The organism is Nocardioides sp. L-11A (assembly GCA_029961745.1).
In the GTDB taxonomy this organism is placed as follows: domain Bacteria; phylum Actinomycetota; class Actinomycetes; order Propionibacteriales; family Nocardioidaceae; genus Nocardioides.
On the sequence record CP124680.1, the window covers coordinates 1,785,014 to 1,806,980 of the forward strand.

At 72.7% G+C, this 21,967-nt stretch carries 19 protein-coding genes; 4 read left to right on the forward strand and 15 right to left on the reverse strand.

Features of this window, described 5'->3' with window-relative positions:
- Positions 1–306: 306 nt before the first annotated feature.
- The 3 genes from QJ852_08375 to QJ852_08385 are packed head-to-tail and all read left to right on the forward strand — an operon-like array spanning position 307 to position 5,652.
- A complete protein-coding gene (locus tag QJ852_08375; GenBank protein ID WGX98454.1) occupies positions 307–2,172 on the forward strand; it encodes an ATP-binding protein in 1,866 nt (621 codons plus the stop codon).
- Positions 2,165–5,134: a DUF4157 domain-containing protein gene (locus tag QJ852_08380; protein WGX98455.1), complete on the forward strand. Its 2,970-nt coding sequence runs from the start codon at positions 2,165–2,167 to the stop codon at positions 5,132–5,134. The genes QJ852_08375 and QJ852_08380 overlap by 8 nt, the downstream gene beginning before the upstream one ends.
- Positions 5,131–5,652, forward strand: a complete 522-nt coding sequence (locus QJ852_08385; protein WGX98456.1) for a YbjN domain-containing protein — start codon at positions 5,131–5,133, stop codon at positions 5,650–5,652. The genes QJ852_08380 and QJ852_08385 overlap by 4 nt, the downstream gene beginning before the upstream one ends.
- Before the next feature lie 115 nt (positions 5,653–5,767).
- On the opposite strand, the gene QJ852_08390 is transcribed toward QJ852_08385, so the two are convergent.
- From QJ852_08390 to QJ852_08460, 15 genes are all read right to left on the reverse strand, one after another.
- On the reverse strand, positions 5,768–6,232 hold the full coding sequence (locus tag QJ852_08390) for a hypothetical protein (GenBank protein WGX98457.1): 465 nt from the start codon (positions 6,230–6,232) through the stop codon (positions 5,768–5,770).
- Complete coding sequence (locus QJ852_08395; protein WGX98458.1) at positions 6,229–6,822, reverse strand: phage tail protein; 594 nt, start codon at positions 6,820–6,822, stop codon at positions 6,229–6,231. The genes QJ852_08390 and QJ852_08395 overlap by 4 nt, the downstream gene beginning before the upstream one ends.
- Positions 6,819–8,765, reverse strand: coding sequence for a putative baseplate assembly protein (locus QJ852_08400; protein WGX98459.1), 1,947 nt, complete (start codon positions 8,763–8,765; stop codon positions 6,819–6,821). The genes QJ852_08395 and QJ852_08400 overlap by 4 nt, the downstream gene beginning before the upstream one ends.
- 16 nt (positions 8,766–8,781) lie before the next feature.
- Positions 8,782–9,219, reverse strand: coding sequence for a GPW/gp25 family protein (locus QJ852_08405; protein WGX98460.1), 438 nt, complete (start codon positions 9,217–9,219; stop codon positions 8,782–8,784).
- Entirely contained in the window at positions 9,219–11,021 is a 1,803-nt protein-coding gene (locus QJ852_08410; protein WGX98461.1) for a phage baseplate assembly protein V, read from the reverse strand. The genes QJ852_08405 and QJ852_08410 overlap by 1 nt, the downstream gene beginning before the upstream one ends.
- Positions 11,021–11,674 carry a LysM peptidoglycan-binding domain-containing protein gene (locus QJ852_08415; GenBank protein WGX98462.1) on the reverse strand — a complete coding sequence of 218 codons (654 nt, stop codon included), beginning with the start codon at positions 11,672–11,674 and terminating at the stop codon, positions 11,021–11,023. The genes QJ852_08410 and QJ852_08415 overlap by 1 nt, the downstream gene beginning before the upstream one ends.
- A 1-nt stretch (position 11,675) precedes the next feature.
- Positions 11,676–14,414: a hypothetical protein gene (locus QJ852_08420; protein ID WGX98463.1), complete on the reverse strand. Its 2,739-nt coding sequence runs from the start codon at positions 14,412–14,414 to the stop codon at positions 11,676–11,678.
- A complete protein-coding gene (locus tag QJ852_08425) occupies positions 14,411–14,887 on the reverse strand; it encodes a phage tail protein (protein WGX99429.1) in 477 nt (158 codons plus the stop codon). The genes QJ852_08420 and QJ852_08425 overlap by 4 nt, the downstream gene beginning before the upstream one ends.
- Entirely contained in the window at positions 14,877–15,053 is a 177-nt protein-coding gene (locus tag QJ852_08430; GenBank protein ID WGX98464.1) for a hypothetical protein, read from the reverse strand. Before QJ852_08430 ends, QJ852_08425 begins: the two co-directional genes overlap by 11 nt.
- 10 nt (positions 15,054–15,063) lie before the next feature.
- Positions 15,064–15,573 (reverse strand): hypothetical protein, encoded by a 510-nt coding sequence (locus tag QJ852_08435; GenBank protein ID WGX98465.1) that lies wholly within the window; start codon positions 15,571–15,573, stop codon positions 15,064–15,066.
- The gene (locus QJ852_08440; GenBank protein WGX98466.1) at positions 15,570–16,049 is read right to left on the reverse strand and encodes a phage tail protein; all 480 of its coding nucleotides are present in this window, start codon (positions 16,047–16,049) and stop codon (positions 15,570–15,572) included. The genes QJ852_08435 and QJ852_08440 overlap by 4 nt, the downstream gene beginning before the upstream one ends.
- A 51-nt stretch (positions 16,050–16,100) precedes the next feature.
- A complete protein-coding gene (locus tag QJ852_08445; protein ID WGX98467.1) occupies positions 16,101–17,672 on the reverse strand; it encodes a phage tail sheath subtilisin-like domain-containing protein in 1,572 nt (523 codons plus the stop codon).
- 209 nt (positions 17,673–17,881) lie between these two features.
- Positions 17,882–18,271, reverse strand: a complete 390-nt coding sequence (locus tag QJ852_08450; GenBank protein WGX98468.1) for a DUF4280 domain-containing protein — start codon at positions 18,269–18,271, stop codon at positions 17,882–17,884.
- Between the two features lie 42 nt (positions 18,272–18,313).
- Positions 18,314–18,772, reverse strand: coding sequence for a septum formation family protein (locus QJ852_08455; GenBank protein ID WGX98469.1), 459 nt, complete (start codon positions 18,770–18,772; stop codon positions 18,314–18,316).
- A complete protein-coding gene (locus tag QJ852_08460) occupies positions 18,769–19,323 on the reverse strand; it encodes a DUF4255 domain-containing protein (protein ID WGX98470.1) in 555 nt (184 codons plus the stop codon). The genes QJ852_08455 and QJ852_08460 overlap by 4 nt, the downstream gene beginning before the upstream one ends.
- A gap of 250 nt (positions 19,324–19,573) precedes the next feature.
- On the opposite strand from QJ852_08460, the gene QJ852_08465 reads away from it, so the two are divergent.
- Complete coding sequence (locus QJ852_08465) at positions 19,574–21,967, forward strand: carboxypeptidase-like regulatory domain-containing protein (protein WGX98471.1); 2,394 nt, start codon at positions 19,574–19,576, stop codon at positions 21,965–21,967.

Sequence of the window (21,967 nt, forward strand, 5' to 3'; positions counted from 1 at the left end):
TCGCAGATCGGGTTCGCCGCACGGTCCTCGCTGCGCTCGGACCGCGGGCTTCACCCGATGCGCTGCGCGCATGCGCCGCGCTGCCGGCCACGCGGTCGAGCCCGGTGGAGGGCCGCGTCCGCCTGGCGGCAAGACCCGCGTCTAGCGTCCCGCGACCCGGCGCGGATTGAACGTGGAAGTTCGCCGACCCGGCGCGGATCGACCTCTCGTGTACGCCGGGCAGGAGTCCCGACTTCACCCGTTTTGCTGCGCGGGGGAGGACCGGAGCGGGAGGATCGGAGCTACGTCACGCGAAGGAGGGCGCGCGTGGTCACCTCCGTCACACCCGAGATCTCATCCGAGCCGTCGCTCAGCGCGGCCGCGATGACGTCGGGTGCTGCGCCGACGCCGGCGATCGACCCGATGCTGGCCTACGCGGACGCGGCGATCGCGCATGCGCTCGCGGCCCTCGACGACGCGCCCGGCGAGCTGATCGGCAGCGCGGAGGAGCTGGAGCGGGCCCGTGCCCGGCTGGTCGGCGAGCCGTCGGCCTTCGCGACCCTGTGCGCCAACGCCGCCGCGACACCGGAGGCCACCGAGCTGCTGGCGCTGGTGGTGGCTGTCGAGGTCGACGCCGCCCGCGCCGCCCAGGTGGCGGCCCTGGACGGCTCGGGACCCGGCGCCCGGCTCAGCCTCGGCGCCGCGGCCCGGCTGCTGGGCGATGTCGGACGGTGCGCGGCCGCGATCGGCCCAGGATCGGCGCTGCTGCGCGCGGCGCTGGTCGACCTGAGCCAGGAGGGCACCTGGGCCGCGACCCGGATCCGTCTCGCGCCGAGCCTGGTGTGGGCGCTGGCCGGCGACACGGCCCCCGACCCCGACCTGCCGCTGGGCAGCCATTGGGCCACCGGCGACGACGCGGCCGAGCAGGCGCCCGGCCTGGTGCTCGTGACCGGTCCCGACCGGGTCCGCCGCCGCGAGCTCGGCATGCGGCACTGTCCCGTGACCACGGTGCTGGTCAGCTCGACGCCTGCGGGCGAGGCCGGCTGGGCAGCCCTCGTCCGGGAGGCCACCATCGCCGGCGCGGGGATCGTGCTCGAGCTCGACGAGGAGCTGCCCGAGACGGGACGACGGTGGATCGAGCGGGCCACGCATCTGCGCTGGGTCGTCACCGGGCGCGACGAGCTGATGCTGAGCGCGATGCCCGCACGCCACCGGATCGAGCTCACCGCGGCCGACGACGTGGTCGACGAGGACGAGTGGCGCGCCGCCCTCGGCGACGTTCCCCACACGCACCGGCTCAACGCGACCCAGCTCGACCAGGTGCGGCGTACCCTTCCCGCGGTCGACGGCGACGTCGACGCCGCCGTCCGCCGGCTGCTCGGCGGTCCGCTCGCCCGCCTCGCCCACCGGGTGCGACCGCGCAAGTCCTGGGACGACCTGGTGGTGAGCGAGGCCAAGGGCAGCCAGCTCCGCGCGGTGGTCGGCCGCTACCGCCACGGCCCCACCGTGTACGACGAGTGGGGCGTCACGACCGCCTCCGGGCGCGGCGTCGTCGCGCTGTTCACCGGCCCGTCGGGCACCGGCAAGACCTTGGCGGCGGAGGTGGTCGCGCACAGCCTCGACCTCGACCTGTACCGCATCGACCTGTCGACCGTGGTCAGCAAGTACATCGGCGAGACCGAGCAGAACCTCGACCGGCTCTTCGACGCGGCCTCGGCCGGCAACGCCGTGCTCTTCTTCGACGAGGCGGACTCGGTCTTCGGCAAGCGTGCCGAGGTCAAGGACGCGCGTGACCGGTATGCCAACCTCGAGGTCTCCTACCTGCTCCAGCGGCTCGAGGAGTACGACGGCGTGGTGGTCCTCGCGACCAACCTGCCGGGAAATATCGACGAGGCCTTCCTACGCCGGATCCACGAGGTCGTCCACTTCACCGAACCGAGCGTCGACGAGCGGAGGGCCATCTGGCAGCGCCACCTCGCCGACGGACGGATGCCGGTCGAGGAGTTCGACGTCGGGGCGCTCGCGGCGCGGTTCGACCTCACCGGTGGGCAGATCCGCAATATCGTCCTCGCGGCGGCCTTCCGGGCTGTCGACGAGGGGACTGGTGTGTCCCTGGCGCACATCAACGCGGCGATCGCCGGCGAGCTCCGCAAGCTCGGCCGGATGGTGAAGACGGAGGATTTCGATGAGTGACCACCACGACCGGACCCATGCCGGCCACGAGCACGACGCGCCGGCACCGTCGACCGAGCAGCCGATGCGGGTGGGCGCGGCCGACGACCACGCCGAGCACGAGGCGGAGTCTCGGGCCCAGGCCGCCCTGGCCCGCCTGGCGGCGCGCGGGGGGACGCTCGCACTGACCGGTGCCCGCCCCGGCGACGGCGGCGCCGGTGCCGGCGAGGGCCGGATCCGGCGCGCCCCGAGCGCCGCGGCCCCGGGCCGGATCGGCCTCGCCGGTGGTGACCTCGACCCCGGCGCGCAGCAGGAGATCCGGTCGCGCCGTGGTGGTGGCGAGCCGCTGCCCGACGGGGTCAGGGCGTCGATGGAGTCCGCGTTCGGACGGTCCTTCGGCGACGTCCGGATCCACCGCGACGCCACCGCGGCCCGGCTGTCGCGCTCGATCTCGGCCGACGCTTTCACGACGGGCAAGGACATCTACTTCGGCGAGGGGATGTTCGACGCGGGCTCGGAGCACGGCCGGCACGTCCTGGCCCACGAGCTCGGCCACGTCGTCTCCGGAGAGACGGGCGTCCACCGGTGGAACCCCTTCAAGCGGAAGGAGAAGTCGCCGGAGGAGCAGAAGAAGGCCGAGGACGCGAAGAAGCGCAAGGAGGAGCTGATCAAGGCTCGCGCCGAGCTCAAGGCCAAGGACAAGGCCACTCGGCAGAAGGCCAAGGAGGTCAACGCCAAGAACAAGGAGGTCTCGGCGAAGATCAAGGGCGAGTACGCCGGCAGCACCGACCCGCGGTTCAAGCCCCAGGCGCTCAAGGACCTCGAGATGAAGCTCAAGGACCAGCTCGACCTGGAGCGCTATGTCCGTTCGAAGGCGCGCTACGAGGTGATCCAGGGGCAGCCGGAGACCGACGAGCTGCGGGCCCAGGCCGACCTCGCCGAGGAGCAGGCCGTCGACGAGCTGTGGGCCAAGGCGCCCGAGGACCTGCGGGCCTTCCGGCCGCTGCGCTACGACGAGTTCGACAAGGCGCTCAACGAAGTCCGCGAGGCGATCAACGAGGCGCGGGCCCAGGAGCAGGGCGACATCTCCAAGAAGCTGGAGGAGAACGAGGCGTCCTTCGGCGCCCCGATGTCCCCCAAGGACGCCGCCAAGAAGGTCGCCGAGCAGCGTGAGCTCGAGCGCCGCCGCGCCCGCAACGTCCAGAGCAAGGGCGAGACCGTCGAGCAGCGCGGCCAGGAGGACGAGCAGCGTGCCCGCCAGAAGGGCATGGACAAGGTCGCCGAGATCGCCGAGGAGCGCCCGGTCAGCAAGGGCGAGGAGCAGCAGATCAAGAAGGACTCCGCGCGCAAGGGATTCGAGGAGCGCTACGGACACGACCAGGACCTGCTCGACGGCAAGGACGGCCTGAAGACGGCGAGCAAGGTCACCGGCCTGGTCGGCAAGGGCGACAAGGCCCTCAACAAGCAGCTGATCAGCCGGGGCTACCTCGAGAAGGAGGGGGTGCCGGGCGAGGCCAACGAGCTGGCCGCCAAGAGCGTCGGCGGCCTGGCCGAGATCTTCAACCTCCTCTCCCAGCTGCTCGGGCTCGCCGACCAGATCCGCGATATCAAGAAGGGGATGGCGGACCCAGGGGCCAAGCTGAAGGCCACGCAGACGGCGGTCGGCGCCTTCAGCTCCGGCGCGAAGATCACCAGGATCACCCTGCGGGCGGCACGTGAGGGCGTGGAGAAGTTCGGCGGACAGGCGCAGGTGATCAGCGACGTCGGGACCGCCCTCCCGATCGTCGGCCTGATCACCGCCTCCCTGGGCACCATCGACAAGGCCATCGAACTGGTCCCCCTGGGACAGCGACTCGGCGAGGGCCTGGTCACCGTCGACGAGGCGGTCCTCGAGCGGAAGGGACCGCTGGCCGCCTCCCTGCAGCGGGTCAACTCGCGCAATGCGCAGCTGGTCGAGAAGGCCACCTTCGGGCTGGCCAAGAACATCACGATGCTCGGTCTCCACGTCGCCGAGATCGCGAGTGCCGGTGGATTCGGCATCCCGGCGGCCGCGAAGCTCACGCTGACCATCACCGACTACGCGCACCAGCTCGGGCACAAGATCTACGACACCGTCAACGAGAGCCAGTCCTCCACCGCCAAGAAGGACTTCGGGGTCAAGCACAAGGAGGGCGCGTCGCGCGACGTCCTCAAGTACGACATCGGCACCTCGATCGATGTCATCATCGTGTCGGCCCAGAAGCACAAGCTCGACTACGCCCGCAAGCTGCTCAAGGGCTACGGCATCCGGGACAACGAGATCGACGGCATGCGGCACTACGAGATCCGCGACAAGGTGCTCGACGGCCTCGACGCCGAGGGCGACCCCAAGACGGTCACCGAGAAGATCGAGTCCGCCAAGAGCGCCGTCAAGGAGAAGCTCGGCCTCGACGACGGCCCCGGCGGCGGCAAGAAGGAGGAGAAGGGCACCCTCGACAAGATCAAGGAGCTGCCCTCGAAGGTCGCCGGCGCCATCACGGGCCTGCCCGACAAGATCAGCAAGAAGGTCGCCGAGCTGAAGGCGAAGCACGCGGACGCGAAGCAGTTGGTCGACGAGAAGAACAAGCTCGGCTACCACGGCAAGAAGGACCGCGGCAAGGGATCGGTGCTGTTCAACTTCCTGCGCGGCGAGGACAAGACGGAGAAGTCGTTCGCCAAGGTCCGCGGCGAGCAGCACGTCAACGGCGTCGCTCCCGACCAGCTGTCCCGCACCAGCTCCGATCGCGACAAGCGGGCCAAGCTCGCCGAGCAGAAGCAGGCCGCCAAGCAGGTCGCGCCCGTGCACCAGTTCGACCCGGCGTTCGCCGCCAAGGTCGCGAAGGCGAACATGGCCGAGCTCTACCAGCTCGTCGGTAGCCTGCCGAAGACGGACCCGTTCTACGAGGGCAACCTCGAGTACGTCGACTTCGAGGTGGCGCGCCGCGTCCAGGAAGGCATCGCATGAGCCCCGACCCCGTCGCCGAGGACGTGCGCCACGGCCCCGTCCAGCGCGCGGCCGCCCGCGTCTACGAGAAGGGCGGCTGGCCGGTGACCGCGCTCGAGGACGGCACCGGTTTCACGATGGAGGTCGAGGGCACCGACGGCTCCTGGTCGGCCCTCGCGATCACCGACGACGACGCGGACCGGTTCGTCTTCTACTCGCTCTCGCCGGTCGACCCGGCCCCGGAGCGGTGGCCCGCGATGGCCGAGCTGCTGCACCGGATCAACCACGGCCTGGTGGCGGCGACCTTCGAGTTCGACCACGACACGGGTGAGGCGCGGCTGCGGACCGGCATCGAGCTGATCACCCTGCCCCGCCAGGTCATCGAGGACGACGACCTGCTCGACGCCATCCTCAACGACCTCTCCGCAGCCAACGTCGAGGTCTTCGACCGCTACCTGACCGGCCTGGTCGCGGTGTCCCTGGGCGCCGATCCCGCGGAGGTCGTCGCGGCCATCGAGGCCGACCCCGAGGACGACTGAGGGCCCGGATCGACCCGGCGCGTTCAAACGCGCCGGGTCGGCGGTCCCAGGAGGTTCAGATGCGCCGGGTCGGCGGTCCCAGGAGGTTCAGATGCGCCGGGTCGGTGGGAGCCGGTCAGGCCACCCGCCACCACACGAGCAGGGCGACCAGCAGCAGCGCCGTCACGCCCAGGAGCACCCAGGCCCACCACAGCGAGCGCGGTTCGGGCTCCGGCGGTGCCGGCGGAGGTACGACGACCACGGGCTCCGGCTCCGGCTCGGGCTCCGGCGGCGGCGCGACCACCATCGGCAGGCCGCACCGGGTGCAGGTCTCGGCCGTGAGCGGGTTGACCTCGCCGCAGTGCGGGCAGGGCACCGACGCCACCGTGACCTGTCCGGCGGTGCCGGGCAGGCGGCGCAGCGTGGCGCCGTCGGTGTCCCGGTCGCCGAGCTGGATGGTCTGCGGCGTCCAGAACAGCGGGTAGTCGCAGCGGGCGCAGAAGTCGGTCGCGTCGCGCTGGCTCAGCGCGACCTGGGCCTGGGTGCCGCACTCGGGGCAGGTCACCGGTGATCCGCTCAAGGTCTGCTCTCCGGCCGTCATCGGCCGGCCTCCTTCTCGTCGTCCGCCGAGGACCACAGCAGCCGGCCGGCCACGTGGAGCTCGCTGCGTGCATGGGCGGGGACCTCGTCGCGCACGACCTCGACCAGCTCCGCCTCGGACATCATGCCGGTCGACTCCAGACGTAGACGCACCCAGGCCGTGTCGATCGGCGCCTCGCCGATCGCCCAGGTCCCGCCGCCCTCCTCGATGGTGACCGTGGAACCGGTCACCAGCTCGAGGTAGGTGCGCAGGCCGTGGCTGGTGCCGCGCCAGGCCAGGGTCTGGGCGGCGCTGGACACGATCCGGCGCTGCAGACTCTCCGGCAGCGAGGCGTCGAGGGCGCCCAGACCGATCCAGGAGCCCAGCCAGCGCACCATCTCCGGGGGCGCGACGCTGAGGTCGAGGACGTGCTCGATCGTGTCGGCGTCCTCGAGGAGGGTGGTCCCGACGTGCTGGAAGATCGACACGAACCGGACGAAGAAGTCCTCGCCGGTCATCGCCACCGGGAGCTGCTGGAGCATCCAGTCGGGGTCGCGGCGGGGGCGGACACGTCCGTCCGGCACCCGGGTGACGATCGGCGACAGGGTCATCGCACGATCACCTGCGGTGCGGCGGCGAGGAACAGCGAGCGGCGGTCCAGCCGGATGACCTCCTTGGCCGCGCCCAGGCGACGGCCGGTGCGCAGGTCGTACTCGTAGAGCAGGGTCTCCTCGACCCGCGCGATGCCCTCGACCGACTCGAGCAGCTGGGTCACGGCGGCGCCGTTGAGATCGCTGTCGAAGGGCCAGCCCGCTCCGTCGGTGCCGCCCACGAGCGGGTTGACGAAGCGGCTGATCGCCTCCACCGCGCGCTGCTGCACCAGTGCCGGCGGACGGCCGGGCTCGCCGTGCACGAGGGCGACCACGGAGACGCCCTGGTAGTAGGGCGTCCCGATCTCGACGGCGGTGCCGACGATCCGGTGCCGGTCCAGGTGGCGGGAGACGGTCTCGGTCAGGGTGGGCGTCAGCGCGTAGTCGTCGAGGGTGTGCTGGGTGACCTCCCCGCGGACGCGCGGCACGATGAACAGCTGGACCGCTCCGTTGCCGCGCTGGGCGCTCTGGCAGCGCGCGCGGGCCACCTCGGTGGAGGACTCGAGGGTGAGCCGCTCGTAGTCGTCGGCCGTGACCGCGCGCTGGCCGGTGCGCAGGGTGAGCGGTGCCCGCTCCTTGGCCTCGGCGACCGACTCGGCGTCCACGCCCCCGCGGGCGGGGGCGAGGTTCACGACCCCCGACACATAGGGCACCGAGGAGCGCATGACGGTGAGCGTGCGGACCCCGACGTTGGCGGAGCGGCCGCCGCCGGAGCGATAGCCGGACACCCGGACCCACGCGCCGTCGCGCGGGATGGCGCCGTGCTGGCGGGTGGAGCCGTCGGGGTAGCGGATCCGGGGGCCGAACCGCACCGTCCCGGTGCTGTCGTCCCACACCACGTGGCGGTCCTCGGGCCCGGACGAGGAGAAGTCGGGCACCTCGGTCCAGCGCACCGTCTCGTCGCCGTCGACGACCTCGACGACCTCGTCGGGCCGGCGCGGGAGCACCGGGGCGTGCCCGGCGGCGAACGCCTGGCCGGGTGAGCCGTCGCTGCGACCCAGCTGCTCGGCGGGGAAGCGCTCGGCATGCTCGGCGGTCACCGTGCCGCCCATCGCCGCGGCACTGACGGCGCGCACCCGGGGGGAGGCGCGGTACGTCGGCTCGCCGGTCGACGGGGCCAGGAGCCGGGCCCGCAGCCAGTACGCCGCGAGGTTGCCCACGGCGTTCGGAGCGTGCTCGACCGGCACCAGGAGCGAGATCGCCCCGGCCCGGTTCAGGCCGCCGGTCGTGTCCTCGAAGACCCGGCAGGCGATCCAGCCCTCGCCGTTCCAGATCTCCCAGGCCAGGGGAGGGTTCGTGGGGTCGACGCCGATGCCCTCGGCCTCGGCGTCGATGTCGAGGCGCAGCACGACCCCGGCCAGACTGTCGCGGAAGCCGAGACAGAAGGTGTCGCCCGGCGACAGGTCGGGCGACGCGAAGCACCGCACCCCGGCGGGGTCGAAGCGGACGTCGTCCCAGACGTCGACCACGGTCCGGCCACCGTCGCTGACCGTCATCGCGGCGTCCAGGCGCGGCGGGGCGATGCTGAGGTCCTGCAGGGTGCTGAACACGACCGTGTCCCCCTCCCCGGCGGCGAGGGTGGAGACCTCGGTGGCGGCGGGCACCACGATCGGGACGTCGAGGGCGGTCGAGAGCCAGAAGGTGAGGTCGGTGCGCGCGACCGACGGCGCGAACGGCTCGATGCCGACCAGGTTGAGGAAGTGGGAGTAGAGCCGGTCGGGGACCTGGTTGACCCGGTACAGCACCATCTCGCTCATCCAGGCGAAGAGCTCGATGAGCGCGACGCCGGGATCGGAGACGTTGTGGTTGGTCCACTCGGGGCAGTAGAGCGGGATCAGGCGCTTGGCCTCGTCGACGATGTCCTGGAAGGTCCGGTCGTCGAGGCTGGGGGTGGGCAGCGGCATGGGTCGGGTCCTCGGCTCACTCGGCGTCGTGCGGGATGACGTAGAACGGGTAGACCAGGTTGCGGCGGTCGTTGGTCGCCCGCACCCGGTAGCTGATGGTGACCCGGACCAGCGACGGCTGCGCCGGATCCGGCGTGGCCACGACGTCCTCGACGTCGACCCGCGGCTCCCAGCGAGCGAGCGCCTCGCGGACGTACTGCGCGATCAGGCCGAGCAGGTTGCCGGTCACCGGCTCGAACAGAAGCTCGGAGATCCGGCAGCCGAACTCCGGTCGCATCAGCCGCTCCCCGGGCGCGGTCGTCAGCACCAGTGTGATCGCCCGGTCGAGTGAGGCCGGCCCGTCCGCGAGGCGGATGGTCCCGGTCTGGTCGACGCCGAGGGGCCAGCTGAATCCCCGTCCGACGAAGGAGGAGTCGTCCTCGGTCGAGCGGCCGGTGCCAGGCACGATGCTCATCAGTTGATCAACACCGTCCCGCCCTTGATCGTGGTCATCCCGCCCTCGAAGGTCGCGCTGCCCTTGCCCTTGACGGTGGTGCTGGTGCCCTCCAGGTTGAGGCTCGCCTGGGTCTTCAGGTCGGTCGCGCCGTTGGCCTCCATCGACAGGCCGCCCTGGGCCTTGATCCTGACCGCCGTGCCGTCGATGGTGATGTCGCCGTTGCGGGCGAGGGTGACCGTCGCCTGCCCGTTGGTGAGCTTGAGGTCACCGCCCTTGGCCTCGATGGTCAGGCTGTTGGACGCCTCGTCGAGCTTGATCGACATCTCCTTGCGGCCGTGCTTGAGCAGCACCGCCTCCTTGCCCGCCTCGTCGACCATCTCGAGGGCGTGCCCGGTGCGCGAGGTCAGCCTGCGGGTGTTGACCTGGCCCCGCCCGAGCAGGCGGCCCAGCTCGGGCTGCTTGTTCTTGCCGCCGAAGACGGAGCCGAGCACGACCGGGCGGCGCAGGCTGCCCTCCTCGAAGCCGACCAGCACCTCGTCGTCGACCTCCGGGAGGAAGGTGGCGCCGCGCCCGTTGCCGGCGTCGAAGGTCGACACCCGTGCCCACGCGGACTCCACCTCGTTCCCGAGCAGCGAGGGCAGTTTGACCCGCACCCGGCCGAGGTTCTCGGGATCGCTGATATTGGTCACGATCCCGACCTGGATCCCCTCGGTCCGGGCGTCGGGCCGGGCACCGCCGAGGGTGTCGACCAGACCGCGCGGACGGTGGCTGCCGGTGTGGAAGGTGGTGTGGAAGCCGCGCCGGTCGTACACGTGCTCGACCCGGGTCACCAGGTAGGTCCCCGACGACGGGCCCACGTCGGTGATCTCCACCGCCACGCCCGCGCGGATCCGCGGGTCGGCCAGCGCGGTCCCGCGACCGGTGAGGGAGTCGGAGTCCATCGAGGTCTGGATCGCCTTGGCCAGGGTCAGCGCCTCGGCCTGGATCTGGGGCGTTCCGGCGTTGGTGCGCAGGGCCTGGCCGCTCGGGCCGCCCACCGAGCCGCGGCTGAGCCGGGCGAAGTGGTGCTGCTCGGCACCCTCGGACTGTGCGGTGCCCTCGATGGTCTGCTTCATCTTCGGGTCCCAGCCCGTCACCCGGGTCGTGCGCGGCGCACCCGCCGTCGCCTTGACCGAGAAGGTCAGCAGGCGCTGGTCGGGGGTGGCGTTGCCGTCGGTACGGGGGAAGCCCAGCCGGACGGAGGCGGGGGTGACTGCGCCGACGGGGTCGACGTGCACCTTGTCGGGCGCCTCGAACCACCACATCGCGTTGTGGGCGCGCACGGTCTCGTCGAGATGGGCGAGCGAGGATCCGATCTTCGCGGTGTACTCGGGAAGCTGGGTGGTGAGCGCCGGCGCCCGGTTCACCAGCCGGAGACCGGCGGCCCGGAGCAGCCGGGTGAGGACGTCGGCGGCCGACATCCGCTCGTACGTCGCGATCGTCGTGTCGCGAGCGAGGCGCCAGGTGGGCTCCTCGGCGACCACCACCAGCTCGGGCACCTGCCCGGCCGAGTGGTCGAGGGCGATGCTCTTCACGGTGCCGTGGAAGAGCACCTGCTGGGCGCCGGGCACGGTCACCCGCAGCACCGCGTCGATGCCGAACACGTCGCCGCTGGACAGCTGGTAGCCCACGTCGGCGAAGCGCAGGGTCAGCCGGCCGACCAGGTTGACCGCGGTCTCGACCCGCAGCGAGGTCAGCAGCTCCAGGCGCTGGGCGCTCAGCGGCGCCCCCTCGACCTCCAGGGCGGCGGGGACGGGCATCGTCGACGTCGGGCCGGCCATCAGCTCTCCCGCGGGATGTCGAGCAGGTCACCGGGATGCAGCGCCAGCGGGTCCTCGACGTTGTTGGCCTGCGCCAGCCGGCGCCACTGGGTCGCGTCGCCGTAGTAGCGCGCGCTGATCCGGTCCAGGGTCTCGCCGGGCTGGACCCGGTGCACCCGACTCGGCTTCGGCGTACCCGACGTGGGGTTCTGGGGGCCGAGCGCGTCCGAGCTCTCGTACTGCCGCAGCTCCAGTTGGATCTCGGCGCGCAGCGGCACCCCGCCGGAGGAGAAGTAGGTGAAGCTGAGTCGGATGTCGGAGACCACCGCGCGGAACGAGTGCAGGTCGCCCCAGTGGAAGGTGACGGTCGGCGGGCGGGCGTTGTTGCGCTCCAGGTCGGTGCCCGGGAGGTTCGGGTCCACCTCCATCAGCTTCAGGATCTTGCCGGTGTGCTTCGTGACCGGGGTGCCGTCGACCGTCGTGTCGAAGCGCAGGTCCATCCGCATCCACCCGCCGCCCGCTCCGGCGTACTGCAGGGTGGGCACGCCCTTGCCCGGCATCGGGTTGGACACCCAGTTGTTGCGGCGTCCGACGCTCAGCGTCTCGGGGTTGTAGAGGCACGGCAGCCGCTCGCCGCTCTCGAGCTCCAGGAACGCCTTCTCCAGCTCGGGCATCTCAGACCACCCGCCACTCGTGCCGGCCACGGCGCTCGAGCTCGTCGATCACCCGGTCCTCGATCCGCTCCACGACGGCATCCACGATCCGGTCGAGAGTGGCGCCGGTCGGCTCGGTCTCGTCCGGCGTCTCGGCCCACGGGTCGGGTACGCCGTCGCGCCATGGGTCGGGACGGGAGGCGGCCAGCGCATGGCTGTCGGTACTGGTCGGATGGAACACGGCAGGACCTCCCGTGGTGCGGTCGAGCTCTCGCCCGGGCGCCGGGCTGAGGGACGGGCTGACAGCGGATCCGGTCCCCGGCGTCGCGGCCGGGCCGGCCGCGGCGAAGAGGTCGGCCGTGCGCTCCAGGAGCGAACCGGTGCCGCTGCGGATCCGCTCGATGTCGGCAGCGGTGAACGTGGCCGGGGCGCCCGGCGTGCCGTACGGCGCGGGGATCGCGGGTCGTCCCGGGGGCGACGGAAGCATCGGGAGCACCGGGAGCGCCGGGGCCGATGACGACGGGGCTCCCGGGGGCGTCGGGGACGCCGAGGCGGCGGAGGCGTCGCGGGACACCGGCCCGGTCCGCGGCGGGGCGACCGGGAGGCTGCGCAGCAGGGCGGTCGACGCCGGCCCGGTCGTGCCGGGATCCAGCGGCGCGGAGGCAACGGGCGCGGCGGCGACGGCGGTCGCGGCGGCGGGGACCGCGGGACCGGCGAGGGCTGGTCGTCCACGCCGCCCGATGGACACGGGGCCGGAGCTCCCGGGTGCGGCGCCCGCCGCGGGCGTGCTCGTCCCGGCCCGCGGCTGGTCGCCCGGCGCGGGCGCCCAGGCCCCACCGAACGCGAGAGCCGGCGCGACCTCGGCTGCGGCGGCCTGGTCGGGAGCGACGGCGTCTCCCGGGCGCGACGCGGGGACCCAGGGCATGGGTGCCGAGGGTGCTGCTGGTGTCGCTGCCGTTGTCGGGGTCGTTGTCCGGGTCGTTGTCGGGGTCGCTGTCGGAACCGGGACCGGCGTCGCGGGTGCGGGCGTCGGCGCGGCCGTGGGCGGGCGGCGGCCGATCAGCGGTGCGCCCGGGGCCGGGGTGGAGCAGCCGGACGCCGCGGCGGCGACCCAAGGGGCGGTGGCGAAGGCTGCGGGCTGCGGTGCCGCGGGCGCGGCGGGAGCGGCAGCGCTGCCGCCGGCGGGCGGTGCCGCGGTCCGCAGGGCGCCGGCCGTCGCCGGCCGGATCGGGACATCGGCGCCGAAGCCGGTCGCCAGCGCGGTGTTCCTGCGCCCGTGACGGGTCCAGCGGCGGATCACGAGCTGGTCGGGCATCGCGATGGCGGACTCGGGTGTCGGGGAGGCCGGACGGGTGCCCCGGCGTGCGTGCCGGCGCACCGTGGTCGACGGTACGCGGGAGCCGTCCGGGCCGGGCCTGCTGGTCGCCGGGGCGGAGTCGGCGGAGGCTGCCCGAGCGACCGGCGAGTCCGCCGCGACCGACGGTGGGGCTGTCGGAGCCGATGTCGGTGCCGGTGCCGATGCCGGTGTCGGTGCCGGAGCCGATGCCGGAGCCGGCAGCGATGTCGGCGCAGGGGATGAGGTGGGAGCCGCGGCGGGAGTGGTGTCGCCGCGCTTCGCGAACAACAGGGACCCGGGCAGGGCGGGCGCGCGGTCGAGCAGTCCGACGGAGGCGGCCCGGATCGGCGTCGCCGGCGCCAGCGCCGACGGCGTCGGCGCGGTGGTGGTACCGAGCTGGGCCAGCGGTGCGCTCCGAGTGGGCAGCGGCCGGGCGCCCGGACTCCGACCCCCCGGACTCCGAGCTCCCAGGCTCCGGGCGAACCGAGTCGGGGTGGCGGCCAGGCTCCACGGGGCCCGCGGACCGGCCGGGGCGGCCGGGGCGGCCGGGGCGGCCGGGGCGGCCGGGCCCCCGGCGCTCGTCGCGGTGTCGACCGGCGTGATCGCGGAGGCGGAGGGCGCCGACCAGGACACCGAGGCGGAGGCCGCGGCGGAGGTGGAGGAGGCGGAGGGGGCGGAAGAGGTGGAGGATGCGGCGGCGGGGGATCCGGCGGCGGGGGATCCGGCGGCGGGGGATCCGGAGGGGGATCCAGGCGTCGGGGACGGCGCGGACCGCGTGGGGGAGCGGCGGATCGGCGGTGCAGGAGCGGCCGGCTCCTCGGCCGGGCGCCGCCGGACGGCGGTCAGCTTCTGGCGGTCGGCCTGGGTGAGCATCGGGCCCGACGCGGCGACCTCCGCGTGCCGCCGCACCCGGGCCTCGACGGAGGTGAGGTTGGTGAGCATGCCGCCGGGGGTGTAGCTCTGCTCGTCCTCGACCACCCGGGCCGCACGGGGCAGGCCCCGACCGGGCAGCGCGCCGGCAGCGACCGGGCGGGTGTCGCGCAGCCAGGGCGCGGGGGCGCCAGCGCCGTTCGCCGAGTCGTTCGCGGGCTCGCTCCTGAGGCGGCGGGCCGCACCCGCACCGCCGGCCGACCCGCCGGCCGGCCCGTCGACGGACCCGTCGACGGACCCGTCGGTCGCGCCCTGCGGCATCGGTGTCCACCAGCGCGGCGGGCGCATGTCGCCGGCGGAGAGGCCGGGCCCGCGCAGGGCGACGCGGACGTCGGCAGGGCGGGAGACGCCGTTGGCGAAGCGGCCGACCGAGCGGGCCAGGACGCCGATCTGGCGCTGCGCGGGACGGGCCGCGGTCCCGGGCAGCCGGAGCCGTCCGGCGGCGGCCCGGCCGAGCCGGGTCGCGTCGGTGGCCGCAGCGGCGTCCTCGGTCACGTCACGGTCCTGGCCCGGAACCCGTGGTGGGCGACCTCCAACTCCTCCTCGAGCGGCGTCGGGCTGCCGATCGAGAAGTCGGGGCCGCGCCAGCGCACCGGGAAGACGTCGAGGAACTCCCACGAGCGCAGCCGGGCACCGGTGGTGTCGATCGCGGTGACGGCACCGGTCGAGCGGGTCAGCTTGCTGCCCGCCGCGGCGAAGCCCTCGCCGGAGCTGCGCTCCAGCCACTCGAACAGCGCGTTGCTGTCGGTCAGCCCCCGCTTGAAGAGCAGGTTCGGCCACGACATCCGTCCCGGCATCCGGTGGGCATAGGCGTTCTGCCCGCCCTCGCCGAACTCGTGGACCGCGACGGTGACCTGGAGGCCCTGGACCTCCCGGAACACGCCGATCTCGGTGCCGTCGAGCTCGAAGACGAACCGGTTCGCCGCGGGGAGATCGCCCCCCAGCGGGGTGACACTGTTACTGCCCATGCTCACGCACCGCCTCCCAGGCTCGTTCGTTCAGGGCCACGACCGCCCGCACCATCCGGACCCGGTCCATGTGCTCGAGGTCCAGCAGGTCACCCATCGACCAGTGCAGGTGGTACGCCAGATAGGCGATCTCCTGCCACAGGGCGTCGGTGGGATAGCGCAACATGCCGAGGGCCTCAACCGTTCTTCCGCGGAAGCTCCTCGACGGCGTGCCGCAGCGTGGGACGGGACTCGGTGACGACCTCGCCCGCGACCGGCCCGCTCGCGGACTGCTCCGCGGCGGGCTCGGCGGGTGCCGTCTCCGGTGCGGCGGCCCGCTCAGGAGACGGCTGGTCGACCACCAACTGGGTGCCGAGCTGAGCCTGGACGAGCGCGTCGAACTCGGCCTGGTTGCCGAAGTTGATCACGCCGTAGAAGTCCTGCAGGTACGCCAGGTCCACCGCGAACAGGCCTTCGATCTCGTGCATCGTCACCTGCGGCAGGCTGCCGAGCTTGCTGATCACCCGGGCGAGCACCAGGACGGTCAGCCGCGGGTCGTTCGGCCCGGTGACGCGCGGGTCCCGCAGCGGCTCCAGCTCGTCACGAGCCGTCGCCAGCCGCATCGTGCCGGTCCGGTGGACCTGCCCGTCGTCGTCCACGTACCCCCGTGGGAGCGTGAACTCGTAGGTCGTCCGCAGCGCGCTCACTTGACGCGCGACAGGCTCTCGACGGTCAGCGTGATGGTCTCCTTGACCGGGTCGTTGGAGTCGATGCTGAGCTGGTCGGTCGAGATCTTGCTCGGCCACCCGTTGGTGAAGTTGAACCGGGCGATCTCCGCGTTGGTCGAGTCGTACATGACGATCGAGCCGTTCTTGCGGTTGTTGGACCGGTCGGAGAGCAGGATGCCCTTCTCCCGGATGTCGTTGAACCAACCCCACATCTTGTCCTGGGTGGAGTCCGGCGGCGCCATCCGGACCAGACTGATGTCGGGGGCCTTGGTGGCCTTGCCGAGCGTCTTGACCACCTGGACCTTCCCGTTCGCGCCGGCCTGCTCCATGGTCACGACGTCGACCTCGACGTCGAGGCCGGAGACGCTGCTGAGGATGGAGACGACCGAGCCGTCGATCTCCAGGAAGAAGTTGCTGGAGACGATGGGGTCGTTGTTGATGAGTGCGTTGGGCATGTCAGATCCTTGGTTCTCGTCTGCGCTGGTGGGCTAGGCGGAGTCGGCCGCTCAGGAGGCCGACTGCTTCTTCTGGCTGATCCGGAACACGACGAACTCCGCGGGCTTCACCGGGGCGATGCCGACCTCGACGACCAGCAGGCCGGCGTCGATCGACTCGGGCGGGTTCGTCTCGGCGTCGCACTTGACGTAGAACGCCTCGTCGGCGTTGGCGCCGAAGAGGGCGCCGGCCGACCACAGGCCGCGGAGGAAGGCGTTGAGGGTCCGCTTGACGCCCTCCCACAGGGTGATGTCGTTGGGCTCGAACACCGCCCACTGGGTGCCGGTCAGGATCGAGGCCTCGACCATGTTGAAGAGCCGGCGGACGTTGATGTACTGCCAGTCGGTGTCGGAGGCCAGCGTGCGCGCCCCCCAGACCCGGATGCCGCGGGTGCCGAACGGGCGGATGCAGTTGATGCCGATCGGGTTGAGCAGCGCCTGCTCGTTCTGGGTGACATTGCGCTCGATGTCGAGGACGCCGCGCATGGTGTCGTTGGCGGGGGCCTTCCACACGCCGCGGGTCTCGTCGGTGCGGGCCCACACGCCGGCGATGTGGCCGGACGGCGGGATCAGCATCTCCCGGTCGCCGTTGACGCCGATCGGGTTGTCGACCTTGATCCAGGGGTAGTACAGCGCGGCGTACGCCGAGTCGTACATGGCGACGTCGCTGCGCCACTCCTTGATCTGCTGGGGGCTCATGCCCGGAGGCGCGTCCAGCACCGCCATCCGGTTGCCGTGCTGCTCGCAGTGCGAGATCAGCGCGGTCTGCACGGACTTCCACAGCGAGAGGTCGATCGTGCCGTCCTCCTGCGTGGCCGCGGTGACCAGGTCCGGCACCAGCACCATGGTGACGTCCTCGGCGACGGCGAGGCCGTTGATGCCGGCCCGCGCCGACTCGGATCCGGCGAACTTGCGGCCGTTGACGGGCACGGGCACCGGGGCGGCCTTGACCAGGTCGTAGACGCCGGGGCGGATCAGCTCGAGCTGGCCGGAGAGGTCGACGTCCTTCTCGACCAGCAGGTCGACCTTGATCTTGGTCGAGGTGCCGTTGACCGCGGTCGCGACACCGGTCGCGCCGCCGGACAGGTCCAGACCGGGGAAGGACTCGACGGGCTCGCCGCCCTCGAGGATGGTCATCGTGAACGTGGCGGCCGCGTCGTCGTCGGCGCCGGCGTCGTCGGTGCTGATCTGGACGGTGATGTCGGCGTCCGGCTCGAGGCTCTCGACCGCGACGGGCAGGCCGAGCGCGCGGTCGCTGGCGGGCAGCTCGATGCGGGAGGGCGCACCGGCCGGCTCGACGTTGGGGACCCGGCAGATGTAGGCGATGCTGCCGCCGTTGGCGAAGTAGCCGTAGACCGAGAGGGGCAGCATGCAGCCCGGGGCGAACCCGCCGTAGAGCGCCTCGAACTGGTTCCAGCTGGTGACCAGGCGCGGGGCCAGGCCCTGGGGGTCGTTGGGGTCGTCGAGCGGAGCCCGCTCGGTGAACCCGACGAACGCGGCGACGGCAGTCGGTGCCGCCGAGAGCACCTTCTGTGACGAGACGACTTCTTCGACGTACACGCCGGGGGCGGTGTAGGTGGGCATGGCAACGGACTCGCTCTCGGGACGGTGGTGCTCGGGTGCTGGGGGGTGCTGGGGGGCCGAAAGAGCCGACCAGATCAATCGTGCTGCATCTCGAGGCGCGAAGAGTGCAAAACGACGAAACTGCTCCCGAGATACGCTCGGGAGTCAGTGATCTCGGACTCCCGGGGTCGGCGGGCCCGGCGTCCCCGGCCCCGGTACGCCGGCCGGGCTCAGCCGGTCTGGGTGGTGAACTGACCGGGCGAGATCACCTGGATCACCCCGCCCCAGGCGCAGTTCAGCGAGCAGTTGTTCTGCACGATCGGCAGCGAGCCGACCACCGGTGACGGCGCGGCGCCCACCCAGGTCCCGGCCGGCGCGGGCACGCACGGCATCGGGGTGAGCACGCCGAGGGCGGCCGAGGTCGCTGCCGCGACCTGGGGGTTGGCCAGCGAATTGCACATGCCGAACGAGCCGATGTTCGCGAGCGGCACGATGTCGGCGATGACCGCCACCGGCTGCTTGCCGATCATGGTCCGCTTCGTCGGTGGCACCGTCAGCGGCGCGGGGGAGATCCCGAAGCTGCACATCATCTGCGCGCCGTTCACGACGGGGATGGGCATGGCGGCCTCCGATCGGCGGGGTTCGGGTGGGTCGGTGGTGGCTCAGCGCTCACTGCCCTCGACCGAGGCGGTGAGCGGCTCGCCCGCGGTGGTGACCACGCAGAGCACGTCGCGGTCGTCCTCCTCCCAGCTGCGGGGCGAGGGCAGCAGGTAGGTGAAGAACAGGTCCGAGTCGAGGTAGTCCACGCCGACGTACTCGCGGAACTCCTGGGCGCAGTGCCCGTCCGCGAAGGCGGTCAGCTCGTCCTCTCCGGGGAAGGTGCTGCCCTCCTTGTCGTAGGGCACCACGGCGTAGGCCTCGAGGGTGTGGGCCTCGGAGCAGGGGACCTGGTCGAGGTCGCCGACCTGGGCCTTGACCTGCTCCAGCGAGCGGAAGCACATCCCCGGCTCGACGTCGAAGACCGAGGTGCCCTCGGTGTCGTCGTCGCCGAACCACCCGCAGCCCGCGAGCAGCAGCGCCGTCGCCGCGAGTACGGCGGGCACGGCGGGCCTCGGTGTCATCGCCGGATCCGATCGGCCATGGCGGCGATCCGCTCGACGGCCGGCGCCTGGTCCTCCCAGGAGAACGTGTCGGCCGCGACGGTGGCCCGGAGCTGGACGGCGGGCCGCAGCGTGCCGCCCAGCGCCTGCCAGATCTCACGCGCCGCGTGCCGGTCGTCGCCGAGCGAGACCCGCACGGTCGAGGACAGCCCGGGCGGGGTGATCGCCTCCGGGAGGATCTCGGTGCCGGCCAGCACGCTGACCAGGTCGCTCAGCAGCTGGTGCTCGTCGCGGGGACCGCCCGCCCAGGTGCTGATCAGGTAGCTGAGCTGGATCATCGGCTGCGGGCGGCGGAAGCGCCGGGTCTGGCCGTCCTCGGGGCGGGTCGCCGACCGCGACGGGTCGGCGCTGCGCTGCACGTCGTACAGGAACAGGTTGACGGTGATCCGGGTCTGCTTGGCCGCCCATTCCCTGTCCGGGGTGGCGAAGGAGACCTCACCGACCTCCTCGGTGAGGGAGAGCCGGTCGCGCACGAGCTGCTCGAGCGCGGCGTCGACGTTGCTGATGAACACGATGGGGGGAGGCCTCTGCTTCGACCGGGGGCGAGGTCGTCCGACCTCAGGTGCCGGCCGCGGCCGGCATGGACCGCCAATCTAGTGCCGCCGCGCGACGATCCGCAGGCGGTCGCGCAGATCCGGGACGTTTTCCGATTCTCCTGCAGGATCGCGCCGTCGTTCCTAGGATGCGAGGCGCCCCCAACGCACGCTCACCGGCGGAATCTCTCGCCGGCTCTCAAGCGTGCCTGAAATCAGGTGGAAGCCGATGCAGCTGTCGACCCCGCAGCGCGAGCTCGCCGCGGACCCTGGATCCGTCTCACGGATCCAGGTGAAGGTCGTCAACACCGGCACGATCATCGACGGACTGTCGGCCCGGCTGATCGGCGCGGACGGCGCCGAGGTGCACGCGGCGCCGGCCATGCTGCCACTCTTCCCGGAGGCGGAGGGGGAGTTCGAGCTCACCGTGCGCCTGCCGGAGGCGCAGCCGGCGGGGCGCCATCCGTTGACCGTCGAGGTGGTGTCCCACACCACGGGCGCGGTGCAGCATGCCGACGTCGATCTCGACGTGGCCGCGCGACCGATGCTCGGCGTGGTCCGGGAGCCGCGGATGGTCCGGGCGCGCCGCTCCGGACGCTTCGTGCTCGCACTGACCAACCACGGCAACGTGCCGCTCGACGTGGCCCTCTCCAGCACTCCCGGGGACGCCGGCACCACGCTGCGGATCACCCCCGGATCGCTGCGCCTGGAGGCGGGCACCACCACGTCGGTGATGGCGGTGGTCCGCGGGCCGCGGATGATCACGGGGGCAGAGGTCGACCGGACCGCCGGCATCGAGATCGTCGGTACGCCGGCCGTCACCGGCGGCGCTGCCGGCCCGGGCGTCCCGAGCGGCACGGACCCCGGGGCCGTGCCCGCACCTACCGCGGACCCCGCGGTCGAGGGCGACCCCGCCCTGACCCACAGCACGACCGTGCAGCTGCGCCAGCGGCCGCTGATCAGTCGCGGCCTGCTGACCTTCCTGATCCTGGCGTCGGTGGTGGCGCTGTGGGCCGCGATCTTCCTCTTCGGCCTGATCAACGTCTTCGCGGGCGACCCGCTGACCAAGACCGCGCCGGCCTCCTTCTTCGCCGCATCCACCGGCGGCACCGGCGGCACGGACGGTGCGGGCGGGGCCGGAGGCGGCCCCGCCGACGCACTGCCGAAGAACGGCCTGCTGCCGCCGGGGGTCGGCGGCCAGATCGGCGGCACGGTCACCGCGCGGAGCGACGACAGCCCGGTCGGCCGGATCCTGGTGGAGGCCTACCGCTCCGGCCGGGACGGCCGGCTGGTGAAGGTCAGCTCGGGCGCGACCCAGAGCGACGGCAGCTACACCCTGGCCGGGCTCTTCCCGACGTCGTACCGCCTCAAGTTCTCCGCCACGGGCTACGACACGGTCTGGTACGGCGGTCCGGGCGGCGGCGAGGTCCGCGGTGGCGGGCAGTCCGCACCCGGCGGGGGCGGCGGACGGGCCGACGCGCAGGAGATCCTCGCCGAGGCCCAGGGCACGGTCGACGGCATCGACGTGGTCATCGGCGGTCAGGTCGGCTCGATCTCGGGGAAGGTCGACCCGGGCGACTCGCTGGTCCCGGTCGCCACCACTGTGTCGGCCCGCCTGCTCAGCAGCGCCGCCGACGCCCCGCCGGCCGCGACCACGACGACCGACGGCGCGGGCGGCTATGTGCTGACCGGGCTGCAGGCGCCCGGCACCTACGAGCTCAGCTTCGTCGCGGAGGGCTATCGCCCCACGACGGTGACCCAGAAGCTCGCGGGTGGGGAGAACCGGATCCAGCCGACGGTGCTGCTGAGCGCCGGCGGCGGTCAGATCTCCGGGATCGTGCGGGGCGGCGCCGGGCCGCTCGGCGGCGTCACGGTGACCACGACCGTCGACGGCGAGGCGGTCTCGGTGATGACGCCGACCGTGGGCAGCGTCGGCACCTATGCGCTCCAGAACCTGCCGACGCCGGGCACCTACGTCCTCACCTTCACCGCCGAGGGGCACGGCAGCCGGACCGAGACCGTCGCGCTCGACCCGGGCGAGAGCCGCACCGGCTTCGACCAGTCGCTGACCGCCGGCACCGGGAGCGTGAGCGGCGTGGTCCGCGGGGCCGCGGGAGGGATCGGCGGCGTGACCGTCGTCGTCGGCGGCGCCGTGACCACGGACGGGAAGTCGCCGTCCACGACCACGCTGACCACGGGCAAGGTGGGCGGCTTCGCGTTCAGCGACCTGCCGGCGCCGGGCGACTACACGCTGACCGTGACCGCCCCGGGGTATGCGCCCGAGACCCGGCCGTTCAGCCTCTCCGCGGACGGCCCGGCCGCCACCGTGGACCTCCAGCTCACCACCCAGCTCGGCGACCTGCGTGGGAAGGTCACCCGCTCGGGCGGGGGGCTGCTCGACGGCGTCACGGTGACGGTGAGCAGCGGCACCGAGACCTTCCGCACGACCTCCAGCGGCCGTGGCGGCGCGCTGCCGAACGGCGGCTTCCTGTTCGCCGGGCTCAAGCCCGGTTGGTACAGCGTCACCGCCACGATGCCGGGCTGGACCCAGCAGACCGGGCTGGTGCGGATCCGCGCCGGCAAGGACGCCGAGCTGGACCTCGTGCTCGAGGAGGCGGGCTGA